This window comes from Agrobacterium sp. CCNWLW155 (genome assembly GCF_036888815.1).
Taxonomy (GTDB): Bacteria; Pseudomonadota; Alphaproteobacteria; order Rhizobiales; family Rhizobiaceae; genus Agrobacterium; species Agrobacterium radiobacter.
The window spans coordinates 1-14,047 of the sequence record NZ_JBAKFW010000003.1 but is presented as its reverse complement, the minus strand read 5'-3'; the positions used below and the strand labels follow the sequence as shown (position 1 = coordinate 14,047).

16 protein-coding genes are annotated in these 14,047 nt (G+C 52.4%); 6 read left to right on the top strand and 10 right to left on the bottom strand.

The features are described 5' to 3' along the window. Positions 1–7 precede the first annotated feature (7 nt). From V6S97_RS12645 to V6S97_RS12620, 5 genes are all read right to left on the bottom strand, one after another. Entirely contained in the window at positions 8–1,942 is a 1,935-nt protein-coding gene (locus V6S97_RS12645; protein WP_334426965.1) for an AAA family ATPase, read from the bottom strand. A 36-nt stretch (positions 1,943–1,978) separates the two neighbouring features. Beyond that, a complete protein-coding gene (locus V6S97_RS12640) occupies positions 1,979–2,383 on the bottom strand; it encodes a hypothetical protein (protein WP_334426964.1) in 405 nt (134 codons plus the stop codon). Between the two features lie 318 nt (positions 2,384–2,701). Continuing rightward, entirely contained in the window at positions 2,702–2,962 is a 261-nt protein-coding gene (locus V6S97_RS12635; RefSeq protein WP_334426963.1) for a hypothetical protein, read from the bottom strand. Between the two features lie 118 nt (positions 2,963–3,080). After that, on the bottom strand, positions 3,081–4,556 hold the full coding sequence (locus V6S97_RS12630) for a DUF4041 domain-containing protein (RefSeq protein WP_334426961.1): 1,476 nt from the start codon (positions 4,554–4,556) through the stop codon (positions 3,081–3,083). Positions 4,557–5,291: 735 nt separating this feature from the next. Beyond that, positions 5,292–5,651: a hypothetical protein gene (locus tag V6S97_RS12620; protein ID WP_334426959.1), complete on the bottom strand. Its 360-nt coding sequence runs from the start codon at positions 5,649–5,651 to the stop codon at positions 5,292–5,294. A gap of 65 nt (positions 5,652–5,716) precedes the next feature. On the opposite strand from V6S97_RS12620, the gene V6S97_RS12615 reads away from it, so the two are divergent. Further along, positions 5,717–5,857, top strand: a complete 141-nt coding sequence (locus tag V6S97_RS12615; protein ID WP_334426957.1) for a hypothetical protein — start codon at positions 5,717–5,719, stop codon at positions 5,855–5,857. 286 nt (positions 5,858–6,143) lie between these two features. Next, complete coding sequence (locus tag V6S97_RS12610; protein ID WP_334426956.1) at positions 6,144–6,506, top strand: hypothetical protein; 363 nt, start codon at positions 6,144–6,146, stop codon at positions 6,504–6,506. A gap of 30 nt (positions 6,507–6,536) precedes the next feature. Here the strand turns inward: V6S97_RS12610 and V6S97_RS12605 are convergent, their stop codons facing one another. Both V6S97_RS12605 and V6S97_RS12600 read right to left on the bottom strand, forming a co-directional pair. Next, positions 6,537–6,863 (bottom strand): hypothetical protein, encoded by a 327-nt coding sequence (locus V6S97_RS12605; protein ID WP_334426954.1) that lies wholly within the window; start codon positions 6,861–6,863, stop codon positions 6,537–6,539. A gap of 610 nt (positions 6,864–7,473) precedes the next feature. Continuing rightward, positions 7,474–7,956, bottom strand: coding sequence for a hypothetical protein (locus V6S97_RS12600; protein ID WP_334426953.1), 483 nt, complete (start codon positions 7,954–7,956; stop codon positions 7,474–7,476). 161 nt (positions 7,957–8,117) lie between these two features. Between V6S97_RS12600 and V6S97_RS12595 the strand changes: the two genes are divergently transcribed. The 3 genes from V6S97_RS12595 to nhaA all read left to right on the top strand — a co-directional run bounded on the left by V6S97_RS12595 (position 8,118) and on the right by nhaA (position 10,433). Continuing rightward, the gene (locus V6S97_RS12595; RefSeq protein ID WP_334426952.1) at positions 8,118–8,519 is read left to right on the top strand and encodes a hypothetical protein; all 402 of its coding nucleotides are present in this window, start codon (positions 8,118–8,120) and stop codon (positions 8,517–8,519) included. 105 nt (positions 8,520–8,624) lie between these two features. Beyond that, a complete protein-coding gene (locus tag V6S97_RS12590; RefSeq protein WP_334426951.1) occupies positions 8,625–8,999 on the top strand; it encodes a hypothetical protein in 375 nt (124 codons plus the stop codon). A 246-nt stretch (positions 9,000–9,245) separates the two neighbouring features. Further along, positions 9,246–10,433, top strand: a complete 1,188-nt coding sequence (nhaA, locus tag V6S97_RS12585) for a Na+/H+ antiporter NhaA (protein WP_334426950.1) — start codon at positions 9,246–9,248, stop codon at positions 10,431–10,433. Between the two features lie 377 nt (positions 10,434–10,810). Here nhaA and V6S97_RS12580 read toward each other — a convergent pair whose 3' ends face one another. Then, positions 10,811–11,155: a hypothetical protein gene (locus V6S97_RS12580; protein ID WP_334426949.1), complete on the bottom strand. Its 345-nt coding sequence runs from the start codon at positions 11,153–11,155 to the stop codon at positions 10,811–10,813. Positions 11,156–11,347: 192 nt separating this feature from the next. Continuing rightward, positions 11,348–12,019, bottom strand: coding sequence for a response regulator transcription factor (locus tag V6S97_RS12575; RefSeq protein WP_334426948.1), 672 nt, complete (start codon positions 12,017–12,019; stop codon positions 11,348–11,350). Between the two features lie 213 nt (positions 12,020–12,232). On the opposite strand from V6S97_RS12575, the gene V6S97_RS12570 reads away from it, so the two are divergent. After that, positions 12,233–12,823 carry a recombinase family protein gene (locus V6S97_RS12570; protein ID WP_334426947.1) on the top strand — a complete coding sequence of 197 codons (591 nt, stop codon included), beginning with the start codon at positions 12,233–12,235 and terminating at the stop codon, positions 12,821–12,823. On the opposite strand, the gene V6S97_RS12565 is transcribed toward V6S97_RS12570, so the two are convergent. Then, positions 12,816–14,047: flagellin (locus tag V6S97_RS12565; RefSeq protein WP_334426946.1), on the bottom strand; the 1,232-nt coding region annotated here is incomplete at its 5' end. The genes V6S97_RS12570 and V6S97_RS12565 overlap by 8 nt on opposite strands.

Genomic DNA, 14,047 nt, shown 5'->3' with positions numbered 1-14,047 from the left:
GCTGGCTTCAAACTATTTGAGATTCCGAAGGAATTGAAACGGCGATGTTTTTCTCCAGTGCGACTACGCGTTCTGGCGATAGAAAACCGGTTGTGTCCAACTCGGCCGCGAGCAATTCAAGCAGTCTTCGTCTTCTTTGCAGGATGTCCTTAGCTCTCTCAAATTGGTCCGCCAGGGTCTTTTCCACTCGGGCTCGCAAACCGGCATCGTACAGCCTGATTTTTTCGAGTTCCTCATCGCTCTCAGCCTTGCTGTGAAGAAAGGTCGCTCCCATCCCCAGCTTGGCTTCAGCATAGGTTGCAATACGCGTGGCGACGGCGAGGTCGGAGTTTTCCCCTCCCCCTGCCCCGTCACTAAAGTCTCCCAGGCACAGTTGTTCTGCTGCCAGGCCAGCCAGCATCACTGCAACACAATCCAGATAAAATTGTTGGCTACGACGACCAACGGAGGGAATGTCGAAATGAGCTGCTCCGCCCATCTGATGCTTTAAGTCAGGGCGCACGAAATCTGAAATATTGGTGCCCAGGTACGTGCCGTATTTCAGTTGAGTACCAACAATGGTGTGCCCGGCTTCATGAACTGCAATAGCCCAACGGTGGTCACCAGAAATTTTGACCGCTTCCGGAAGTCCTGCCTTCAGGTCTTCCAGCGTGAGCTGCCGCTTATTCCGCCTTGCCAGCCTCCGGCCATCGCGAACAGCTTTTGCCAAATCGGCACCAGTCATACCTTTGGTGAGCGGTCCTAGAGTTGCGAGTTCAGAAATCGGGATGCAGTGGTCCATCAATTGGGAAAGGATCGCAATCCTGTCCGGGGCTAATGGCAATGGAATCCGAACATGTCGGTCAAGTCGACCAGCGCGAATGATCGCCGGGTCAATGCGATCAATATTGTTCGTCGCACCCACTACGACAACACCCTCTCTTCCATCCAAGCCATCCAGGCATTCAAGCAGCGCGTTCACGACTTGAATGCTGTAATTGGCATTGTCGTGGTCGAAACTGTCCCGTGACCCGAAGGAATCGATTTCATCGATGAACATAATAGACGGCGCATTGCTACGGGCGCGGTCGAAGTCCGCTCGCATCGCCTTAAGTAGGTCGCCCAGATGCCCCCTGCTTTGCCACCGTCCAAGTGATGATGCGACCAAGAGAACATCGCATTGCTTTGCAAGCGCGCTGGCGAAAATGCTTTTGCCAACGCCAGGAGGACCGCTAAGCACGATGCCTTTATCCACATCGCCCCAGTCGATCTTTCCAGCCTGCCAATCGGCTAAATCAGTCGCAAGCTGCATGCCCCATTCTTTTGCCGAACCATAGCCGTACATGTCCGCAAGCATCGGCGTTTCAGAGGCTGGCCGCATCTTATTTTGGTTCGCCTCATTGCTTGGCGCGGCAACCGGAGTTTCCCTCAAGCGTCGCATTGATTCGCTGATCGAACGTCTCGGACGAAAAGCTGCCCAGAGGTGCTCACGTGGATAGCTGAGTGCAATGATGGCTTGCTCGTCCGTCATAGGGAGACGCAACACAGCCCTCGATGCAGCTTTTAGATCGTCGGGCGTGATGGGGGGAATGTCGATGACCAAGTCTGCGGCGAGCCGGATTACCGAAGGCAACTCAACACCTTTCTCGATCACAGCGATGACGCGTTCCCTTTTATAGCACTGGTAATAGTCGTCTTCGAACTTCGATGATTTATCTTTCAGATTGATGAGAATGCAGCCTACATCATCGCTTCTGTAGAACCTGTCCTCTTGGGTAAGGTGTTCGAAAACAGACGCTCTATATTCAGACGGGAGATATCCTTCAGGCGTTACAAGGACCAAAAAGCCAGGCCCCCCTGCCGCAAACAAAGAATGCTCTCTGATAGCGCGGATGATGATGCTGTCGAGTACGTATTGGCGCATGGATTGAAGCGCACGGCTTTGCTTTTTGCTGCGTGACATGGTGATCCCTTGGCGATCTAATATGAGAATACGTGATTATCGGGAGAACTTGCGAACGCTGGTGTCAGGCCCCAGAAGCGCGGTGTCGAGATCGATCTCGATAAACCGGGCTAAAATCATGTTCGCCAGCGCGCATATCGGCTGGCTCTCCCTCATCATCTGCAAGCACTCTGAAAACGTGAGGGAACCTTGATCTTCAAGCGCGGAAAGCAACCGGATGCGGTCACCGAGACGGACCTCAGTCCCGGCGTAACGAAGCAGGTCTTTGCAATTTTTCAAGCGGATCGGATCAATGTCGCCGCGTGACCAGGTTTGATAAGTATAGTTCTCTGCACGGACGGCTTCAGAAATCCAAGGCGGGGGACGATGTTGCCCGATAGCATCGATTACCAAGATATCCTGAGATCGTTCGGCAACGAAATCAGGGCGATACGTGTCCAAGCCCTGTCGAAACTCCAGGGACCGGCAGTTCCAGCTTGAAACTGTGTCCTCGAATTCCAACAGACACGCGACATCACGCGCCAGTTGATCTCTGGCGATGAAGCGTCCTACGCATCGGCTGAATTTGGGCTGGGAGAAGATGGCTGACGACTTACGTGACGTCCTGCCAGAAGGCAACGGCCGGATACTCATCTACACACTCGAATACTCGCGATTAATCGAAGCCTCTGACGAGGCAGCGGATTAACGGGATATTCGTATGATGTGCAGAGGTGCGTTTTTCATGATTAGAACGAATAGAGAACAAAAGCCGCCGCGTCAATGTTTTTTTGAGGTGGCATGCGAACCGTAAACCTTATCCCCGGCCGCCTTCGCTAGAGCGTCCTTCAGTTCTGACGTGGTTAGGCTTTTAACGTGCTCTTTGCTGTAATGGAGCACATCACCATCCACCTTCAACGCGGTCCCGATGTTCATGTTTGGCTGCAGCTTCAGCCGTCCCAACCTGGCACCGGTAGCTGGGTCGGAGAGACAGATATTAATTATCGCCCCCTGAATTGCTCTCACGATTGGATCGATCATGTTCCAGTCCCTCCGAGATCGTCACGTTCGCCCCCCATCTCTTCCTACAAGAAAACTTGTACGGTTGCGAATGAAGTAAGAGCTGGTTTCCTGACGGGGGCCTGTGACTCGTCCTTTCTCAGATCGCCTCGGGTAGCAATGCTTCGGCTGCCATTTCCTGAGCAAGAAGGGTAGACCGCCGCTTTGCGAGTGTCTCCCGATAATCCTGCGCCTCAACGTCTTTGAAGAACGGGGCATCTGGAGCCAAGCGCTTAACGGCAGTCTCGACCTCGTCCAGAGTCGCCTTGAAGAACTCCTTCCGGTAATTCTGGGCATTCACTCGCACAGGCTCAAATTCGGCATGCAGAGCACGCTCCAGTCCCGGAGCGTTGTCGCTATAGATGATGGCATGAGTATCAAAAACAAATGGAACGCTGGCGTCCCCAAGCTCGCGGATGCGGTCTGCTGGATCGAGACGGCGTGTCAGACCGATCTTCACGACGTCACTGCCGAACGAACCGACGTTTGAAATGATGTAAACATACCCCGAACGGGTTTTCTCAGCCATCGCCTGTGCACGTTCAAACTTTGCATGCGCCTCCGCCAAGTCGCGTTCCAGCATCTCAATCTGGGTATTGAATGCTTCAAGTTTCGGGCCGACCGCGCTCTCGGCTTCGGCCTTGGCCTTATTGAGAAGACGCTGATAACGAGCCTCCTCCTCTTCGGCACGCTCCATGTCGCGGATGAGTTTCTGCTCTTCCTTGGCTGCCCTAGCCAATTCCGCCCGTTCTTCTCGTTCGGCCTTGAGTTTCTCCCGGTACTCGTGTGTCAGGAACAACTCCTGGAACTTTAGTTTCAAATACGGTTCGGTAATCGAAACATGGTTGGACTCGTTCAACTTGTTGATCTGGGTGAAGGCAGTGGCAATGCGTTTTTCCATCGCGTTGACGTTGCTCCACCGACAGTTCGCTATTGCGGCCTCGCACTCGTTATTGAAGGCTCGGAGCGTCAACTTGATGTTCCGATTAGTCATCGTTTGGCCCTTTGAGGTACTCCCCTCGACCGTCCAGGCGGTGGGGCACACGGCAGCTGTTTTGGCCGTCACCATCGCCTTTTGGGAAGCCCTCACGATTTCAATATTGCGCTTGTACTCTTCGCTGTCGTTAAACTCGAAGTGCGGTTCGTAAACGCCCATCTCAGCAAACGCCAACTTCTCGTCGAAGACGGCAACTTCCTTTATCAGGCGATCATAGGTGGCCCGCTTCTCTACATAGGAGTTGCGTAGATCATCTATCTTCGCCCTCTCAATTTTCACCTGTGTCTGAAGCTTGGATACCTCAGCATCGACATCGAGGACGCCCTTAAACCGATCTTCCAGCCCCGCCACACGCTCAGCCAAAACGACCTTTTCCTCGTGTGTTTTGCGTCCCAGCTCCACGGCCTTCAATAGTTTCGCGTTCGTCTCGGTCAGTTCACCGCTGAGGTGGACGGTTTCAGTTGTGGCCTTTCTTGCTTTTCGGCGCTGCTTCCACCACAGCACCAAGAAAACCAGCAGTGCGACCGGAATGACCAGAACGAAAGTAACGCCAATTGCGACTGAATATTCCGGACTCATTGATGCTCCCCAGCCCTAAAGGCTCCAGATTACCGTTCTCGTTGAAAATTTCTAGGGAGTACAATCAGCCGGTGGATAAAAGTGCCGCGATGTCCGTCTCGGCTAAATTGGAGCTGAAACAACCAAACGCTAATATTCAAGAGGCAGCCAAAGGAAACCGCGTGTCGCTGACGCGCGCCGAAACTCCGGTACGGTCAGCGGTCGTCTATGCCGCTGATCGTAATAGAATTAGAACAGGTTGCGAGTGTCGCTCCTCGGGTCGGCTATAACCTGATAAGGGCGGTAAAGCTCAGCGTGAGCTTTTCGTCGCCACGGCCGGGCCGGATTATTACGGATAACTTGCGCCGACGGGGATTAAGGGCAAATCTGGATCAGTGCAATTCGGCTGCCCGAGAATGACCCCCTACATAGATTCTGATCATCCCGCCATTTCAAACGCACCATACGATGCACGCCTTATCCTCGCAGCAATGAAACTGTCAGCCGACGAGGGAAATTTTGCCGTTTTGGACGTTATGATACGGCATCGGGGCCCCACTATCGACAGCGACGCTGATATCTTGTCGAGGCAAGAGCTTGATCGACTACGAAGATTACTGGCACGTGCGCAGCGCACGGAATCGGTCTATGGCACGGGTTGTCTCCTCAGGCTGGACAGTGCGTCCGTCCAAAGGAAAATTTCCAAGGGCTGGATCGATCAAGCTTCAATCGATAATGCTTATCGATATTCAGGCACTAAATGATCCCGTATTTTGCTTTGTAGTGACTCCAGGCGTCGTTCGTGAGGGCGACAGGGTCATCGCTTGGTCCTGAAATAACGAAGCCGTCGTCATCTAGAACTAGGTAGTCGCCTCCCTTCCGCATCATTAAATATCCCGATGGTAAATCCTGCGTTAGCAGAGTGTCGACGATCCAATAATCCTTTGGTGGCGTCGTAGTTCCATCGTTATGTTCGAGATGAGAAATCCTTGATCGATGAGATTTGAAATCAAAAACGGGGACGAGACCGCACTTCAATCTTTGGCTTGATGAAAGCCCGACGGAAACAACTGTTTCCTCTTCATATCCCTCAATGTCGTAAATAAATGTGCTCATCATTATTCTCCCTTAGCATTGCGATAACGCCCGGAAGTTAAAAAGCCGTAGAAATGGAGGCGCACATGGCTGACGCAGTAACGATGAAACTCGTAGCATTTGTTCTCAAGATGACATCGATTGATCCATACGCCGCAGCGGGTGATGAGTACGTGAACCGGCATACCAGAGAATATTTCGACATGGGCCTCGCAACGACAGCCTGATTGTGAAGGGTGTTATAGCCGCTGCTATTGTATCAATTATGTCTACCGCTCCGGCTAACGCCGCTTGGTTCGCACGATTGGACAGCGCAGGAAAGCTCGTGGTAACCGGGATCGCGAAAGACGCGGACGACATTTCATCAACCGTGACGCTGATCTGCCATAAGGATAAGTTTTCCCTCTAAATTTTAACGCGGAACAGTGCTGAACAAGATGACCTGCCTATATTTGTCGGTACGAAGGTGGCACTGAGCTATAAAATAAAGGGGGGTGAAGTTCGAAAAATGGGTTGGACGGCACGCCACAAGTTTTTGTCGGAGGTATTTTAGGGATCGTCAGCACGTTAACAGCGGAACAGTCCCAAGCCATCTATCAGTCAATATCACGGGGCTATCGACTAGATGTCGAGCTAATACACCCCGAACTTATTCATGATATTGGATTAAAAAAGGTCTTTTCAGAAAATTACGTCCAAGCGTTTATGGGCATTCGTGAACACTGCATTCCGACCACCGGAGCTTATGCTAAAAGGAAGTTTTTAAGCGCGACCAGTCACCGGATATCCACCCCAATTTTAGCGTTGGATGATAATACTCTCGCCCAAAATGTCGACCCCAGACGGGAGACCGTCTGGGGTCGAAAACCAAGATAAAAAGAACACTTTTGCGCGCCGAGGGTTATATCAACGCTCAAATGTCGCTACCCACTCCCCAGATGGCGATCTGGAAAAACCGAGCTTATTATGAAATGACTTGGCGTTTGGAACATTCGTCTTGATGGAGGCTATGCAAATCACGCCTGGTCCAGAAGAGCTTTTTGCGCACTCACCAAGGGTTACGATATAATCGCCCTCCTTTTTCTTTTCCCAGACCATTCCCATCGAATTCGTCGCTTTGACGTATGCTCGCGCTGCTTCTTGCGGAGTTGGTAAATCTGCCGTCTGCGCTATGGCTGCGGCGCTCCAGGCAATACCGATAATTCCTCCAAGAGCAGATGTTCTCATGTTCATTACACCCTTTGCGCAGTCCTGTTTAAGCTGATCTACCCAATACTAATATCCTGGCCTGTGATAGCGTCCTCGGTTTGAGATCGTCTAGGATGTTTAATGACACGCTAATGCAACGAAGTCTGATTTTGGCCTAATGCGGTTATCCGGAGCGAGTCTAATTTGGGTCTCCGTATAAGATATCAGTGCAACGATACCGGTTTTGGGAGGCTATATGCAGATTGGCTTCAAAACGGGTTCTTCAGTCGATCCTCTCCGACGAAACTGGGATGGAACTGCTCCTCGTCCGTTAGTCTGGACGGCATGGTATCCTGCACATGAAGGATCAACTGCTCATATCCCCCGGGAAAAGTCATGGTTTCGGCGAGAGCTTGTCACCGCAATGCCCGGTGTATGGCGACGAGGTCACCGAAATTCCACGGGCAAGTGTCGTGCTCAACAGCACTTCAGCCGCCGAAATCATCTATTTCAATTCGGATCGTAAGGAACGAGTTCAACCAATGTCGACATGGCGCATCCATCACGTTGGAGACAGACCAATGTCAGACGATCTAGTCATCCGATGTCTCCTCCGGCGCGAGGAGACCATCGGCCTTGGCGTCTGCCCATCCAATTAGGGGCAAACCGCGTCCAACGAATTTAACGAGGATATGTCGAAGGTCTCGACTTTTGAACAGGCGTTGAGTGCATTTTCAATTTTCTCATACCATGGGTCATTCGGCCATACGTAATTGCCCTCTGCTAGTGTTCCAGGGGCGATACTATATGAACGTATGCCAGCGATCTCATTGCAGTTCATCTTGAAAAACTGCACATAGTTGGCAGTCGATGGTTTGCCCATTTTTGTGCGCTCGAACACAAGAAGGCGATTCTCGATGAGATCGCCATCTTTGTCGACGAAAACCGCGTTGAGGGCGATTTTGGTCAGTTCCTTAGCGTAATTGTTCGTCAGGATGAAATCCATATTGCATGCGCCGAACTTCTCTTTCGCGCTGTTAAGGGTGAGGTAAAGTTTTGAATCTGCATATGCACTCACTGGCCCTAGCGAGTAGAAAATCATGGCGGCTAAAAACGCAATTTTCATATCTGTTCCCATTTAGTGATCTCGCGAAATTCTAAATCTCACCTGCTAAAGTTGTGTAAATTTACACATGAAGCGGCTGTGACAAGCCACTTGAACAAGCCAAGCAGGCCCCTGTGCCAAGGCCGCCGTCACGTCCGCTCCGTCAATTCTCTAAGAATCGCATATGGGGAATTATGTTGTTTCGATTTTTCAAGCGGAAGCAGAAGCAGAAGCTTGAAAAATTCCGAATCCGTTATCGAGGGCAAGGCCCGCGTGAGGACATGGCGGTTGATGCCGTCGTGCAAGAAGTATCCCGGGGTCTGAGAACAAATGGGAGATATGCCAGCGATTTGATCGCTAAGGGCGGCTGGTCCGTTCCTGATGCAGCGCACATAATCATCTCGGGATATGCCTCGTCCGAAATTATGACGGGACAATTTCATATCTATCGGGGTGTGCTCAATGATAGGGGCAAGGCGTATCTCAAACTGTTTAAGGTATGCAGCGCAAAGCTGATGGCGTCCGGCCGATTGTCAGAGAACGATGCCATCGAGGGCGTTCGAGAATTTGAAGACGAGATCGCCAAACTCGGATGATCTTTTCAAAAGGCCTGATCTATGGACGTTAAATCATCGCAAGTGACTGGAAACGCGGCACTGCACTACGCGGCGTGGCAACTCTCCCGTCGGGGGTGGAACGTTATGCTGACAGCTCGTAACTCGAAGGGCAGTGATCTGTATTGCGCGAACGATGCTGAGACGATTTTTTTCGGGGTTCAAAGCAAAGGACTGACCAAACGAGACCCCGTTGGTCTCGGCGGAAACCTGGACAACCTGCGGTCTGATTGGTGGATCATCACCATAAAGGCTAAAACGGACGCTCCGGTCTGTTACATCATGACCCTGGCAGAGGTGAAGGCGCTTTGCCATCACAGTGATCCGGCGAAAAGCAGCAATGGAAAGATATCGATGTGGTTGCAGCCAACGGCGTATGATCGTGCAGAATTTCGCGAGGCGTGGCATCGCTTCGGAGCGGTCGTTCAAAATGGTGCCGGTGCAGCCGCGATGATTACATGAGAACTCGTGAATGGTGGGTAAGCGGTGTGCCGCTGGCACATTGAATTCGCACCCCTATCAACATGCAATTACGGCGGGTATTTTGCAAGGATCATGCTTGATTACTTGATGGCTCATGCAGGTCGAATTTTGTAGAAATCTAGACGAATAGTCGCTAGATATTGCCCACAGCGCGTGCTGCGGTGCTGCGGGTTCCCCCGAAATCCACGGAGACTACGATCAACCTCTCACAAGGAGCGCGAACCCATGTCTTCGACGATGTCCAAGGGCCGCATTCAATCCACTCTCCGCCACTTTCTCGATAACGAGGCATCAGGCGGTGTCATCCTGATGTTCGTTGCCGCACTGGCAATCGCGACAGCAAATTCGCCGATGACGGACGCGTATTTCAATACCCTTCATGTCTATATCGGGCCGCTCAGCATCCAGCACTGGATCAATGACGCACTGATGGCTGTCTTCTTCTTGTTGGTGGGACTGGAAATAAAGCGAGAGATGCTGGACGGCCAGCTATCGACCTGGAGCAGACGTATCCTTCCAGGAGCCGCCGCCGCCGGAGGGATGGTGTTCCCGGCGCTGCTCTACATTTACTTTAACTTGAACGATGCGTCCGCGCTCAGGGGATGGGCCATTCCGACGGCGACCGATATTGCTTTTGCGCTCGGCGTGCTGTCGCTGTTCGGGAAACGTGTCCCGGCATCGCTGAAAATCTTTCTAGCCGCGTTGGCAATCATCGATGATCTCGGGGCAGTCATCGTAATTGCACTGTTCTATACCGCCGACCTCAACCTGCTGGCACTTTCCGGCGCGGCTATTGTCGTCGGCAACCTAATCATTTTTAACCGAATGGGCGTGAAAGCATTGTGGCCCTACCTGGTGCTGGGTGCAGTGCTCTGGGTTCTGGTGTTCTCATCCGGTGTCCATGCTACGCTGGCGGGTGTCGTACTGGCGCTTACGATTCCGTTGAAACTCACGCCGGGCACTCCGGAAGCCACTCATGCAGAATCTCCTTTGCATAAGCTGGAGCACCATCTTCACAAGCCCGTGGCGTTTGCCGTCGTGCCGATCTTCGGGTTTGCCAATGCTGGTGTCTCGTTTGCCGGGGTTTCCATGTCGGTCGTCACCGAGCCGCTGACCATGGGTGTCGCCGCCGGGCTGCTGCTCGGAAAACTGGTCGGCGTTCTTGGCACGGTTGCGGTTCTTGTAAACTTCAAACTCGCCGAGCTTCCTGCACAAGCGAGCTGGGGACAGATGGCCGGGGTAGCACTCTTGTGCGGTATCGGCTTCACTATGTCTCTGTTTATCGGATTGCTGGCATTCAACGATCCGAACGTGCAGGATCACGTGAAAATCGGCATTCTGCTGGGTTCACTGACATCGGGCTTGATCGGTGCGGTTTTGCTCACCGCATTTGGCCGTCGATCCGAGACGTAGATCGGGTGCTCCACGGTAGCAGGTTATCGATCTGACTCTGCTTGTGGCCTTTGACGATGGCGGTCAGGGTGGTGCTCAGGTAAGGGGCAGCTAAATTTAGAGTGATCCCCGGGCGCAAAGACGATATCTGTCATCGTGAATTGCGGAGACTGGCGACCGGTCTGTTGGGATCATAACAGCCGGGGGTACGTCCCCAACCTCCGCAAGGGATCGTTATGCAGTATAAGTGACAGGGTCAAGACAAATCAGCGGCTTGAATATCTGTAAAATACCGAGGAAATCTTGTTGACTCATACAACTCACATTCCAGATCGACGTTCTAACTCTTCGATACGTTCAGTAAGCTCACGGACGGAAATGTTATTATGAAGCCCGTCCTAGAGAGCCGTCAGGATATCGTTGTAATAGCTTCTGTTTTCACCAGCCAAATCTCGGATATGCTTTGAGTTGTTGTCAACGACATTTTCAACTTCATCCAGGCGACTGAAAATCGCGTTCAAACGCTGACTTGCTTCAACCCGAAAGTGACCAAGCTCGGACTTAACGTCCAGGACGGCGCTTCTCAATTGATTGTTCTGTCGCGACAATTTTGTAAATTCGACGTCGAACCGGCCTAAAGCCTCAACATTCGCAGAAATGCGTTCATTGAGATGCTTCATACCCTCAATGGCGGATGAAATCTGGTTTATAAGGCGTTTCTGAAACTCCAAATCTTCGGACATCGGTCGCACTCGGCTCATCAGCCTCAACAAGATATAGCGCCTTTACACAAGAAACAACTGCGCGTTTTGATCGTACCCCCCACCCCTTCACTTAACGCCGCAAGTGACAGGCTGCCCCGTCTCGGCTCGTTGACTTTCGCCATACCGCTGATGGGACATTGTGGTGACAAAACGGAGAAACGCTCGAATGCATTAGAAAACGTCCACCAGCCTGCTCGCGATCCAAAGCGCCACAAGGTGCTGGATATTTTTCGCCCCCACCCTGCCTTTAAGTCGGTCGATCCTATGTTCAATCGTCCGAGGCGAAAGGCCCAGCCTGAGCCCGATTTCTTTCTGCGTTGCACCCTCTGTCAGTAGCTGGAGAATGCTGAGATCAATGCCATCCGTCTCAAACCCCGAGACTTCTGGTAACAGGAGATCGATCTTGGAGAAGATGATGCACCATTCGCTTCGACCGGTTTCGAATTTCTGGGGAAGGAGCAAACATTCATAGACAATCTTGCAGCCTCCGAAATTGGTGTTCCCTTTGGAAAGGGATGGTCGCTGCTGCGTCAGGACTTCGGTCAACGCAGGGACGGCGGTATGTTTCAGGCATTCCTGATCTGGAAAGCTGCGGAAATCAGAGGGCTCTTGTAGCGTGAGAAAATCCAGCACCTTCGTTGCCCCACTGTATCGACGGACAAATTCGACTGAGAAGGCTTCCACACTGGGAAATCTGCAATCGACGACAGCCAGGATCACATTCGGCTGCAACGGTCGCATAGCAGCCTGATAGATATCGGCAGCATCAGCCCCATCTTTGCTTTTTATCCAGGCATCCATCAAGTCCTGGACGGAGGCGGAGAAGGATTTCACGCCGTGCACAGACAAAACTCCTTGGTACGGTGTGATGCTCCTCTTCTACCCGCACCGGACAAAACCAACCGATTTTGTCATCGAACCAAGATTGATGTCGTAGATTGCGTAATCCCTTGAGAACCTTGAACAAACACATTCGTCGGACGACGGCAAATTTTGCCGGACAAAATCGGTTGGTTTTGTCAATCGCGCCGATGACAAGGAAATCTCGGAACGATCATGAGAATAGGCTATGCACGGGTATCCACCGTCGACCAGCATCTGGACTTGCAGTTGAACGCTCTGCATGCGGCCGGTTGCGACATCATTTTTGAAGATCAAGGAGTTTCGGGGGCGAGCACCCACCGCCCCGGATTATCAAAAGCCTTACGGCGACTTAGAACAGGCGACACGCTCGTCGTATGGCGTTTAGATCGCCTCGGCAGATCGCTTGCGCACCTGATAAAAACCGTTTCCTCTTTGCGTAGCCGGGGAGTGCAACTTCGGTCGCTGACAGAAGCTATCGACACCGGGACCCCGACTGGTAATCTGGTATTCCATATTTTTGGCGCTATCTCCGAATTCGAGCGCTGTTTGATCTCGGAGCGATCTATGGCTGGCGTCGCGGCTGCCCGAGCGAAAGGACGGCACCTCGGTCGTCGACCAGCGCTCACCCCGAACCAGATCGAGGCAGTTCGCCAATCGTACTTCAATGACCGCCTATCGATGGCTGCTATCGCCGATCAATACCGCGTCCATCCACGGACGGTTCGCCGCTACCTCCTGAAAAATGAGGTTGGCAGTGAAACGCTTCCCGAGCAGCTTATCTAAAGAGCTGTAACAGCATTGAAGGGTTTTCGTTGGCGATGCTGAGTGCCTGGATGGAGAGCTGCTGCTGGGTCTGAAGTGCCTTCAACCTTACGGACGCCTCGTTCATATCTGCATCAACCAGTCGGCCAATGCCCCTATCGATGGAATCGATAACAGTCTGGTTGTAGCTTTCCTGCAGCTCCAGGCGGCTTTTCACTGCACCGAGAACAGCAGCACCGTCTATTACGCGAGAGAGCATTGTTTGGACACCGCTGATGTAGGCGTCGAGACTATAATTCGATGTCACATCAATATCGAGCAATCCGAATGTCGGCGTGTTGCCAATGTTGTCATCCGCCCCCGTGACGCCCAGGGTCGATTTTCGTCCAGCCTCGGGGTTAATGGTTTCGATCAGATCATATCGGATAAGCCCGGACCCGAGATCGGTTGCTTCGATACCCATTCCCTGGGCGACAAAAGCGTAGTTCAGGACTTGGATGTAGTCGCCAATCGAGTTCACTTCACCAGTCGTGGTGCCGAGAACTGCCATTACGGTGTCTCGCGTCAACGTGAGTGTCTTGTCGACGCCATTCTCGGTGATAGCGATGTAGGCTTCCACTTCGGGCTTCAGCTCGAATGCCGTATCCCATATGCTGTACGTGTAAGCGCGGGTTCCGTATATGATGGCGGAGCTATCCTGCAGGCCAGCGGTCTTTCCACCAGAAAGGGTCGAACTGAAGCCGCTCACATAAAAGGAAGAGCCGCGTCCTGAGACCTCCATGGTCTCTATCGAATATTTCTCCGGATTTGATGAATCCTGAAGAATCCTGACCGAGCTACCGAGGACCGATTGCAGCACTGTCCGCCACTGGGAGCGATTGGATACCACGCCATTCCAGCTGGCATTGACGGCGTCAATCGCGTCCCGGTCTATCATGTATGTCTGCGTCATCCCGGGCAGCGCACCCGTTGTTGTCGAGGGATCGTCGGCATCTAGGTTCAGGGTGAACGTGATCGCCGTACTGTTATCGGTGAATGACAGAGGACCGTCGAAGACGTAATCCTCCCATGCGGACGTTCCAACCGGATCGAAGGAGTATATCGTGTTGCGAATGCCGCCTACGGTTCCCGGACTACGATCATCAGCCTGAAGCAGTCCGCCACCCGTTGTCAGTACCGGAGCAATACTCCCCAATAGTGCCGTTTGAATCTTCCCCAGGTGCTGCGTCCGCCGGTCTTTCGGGG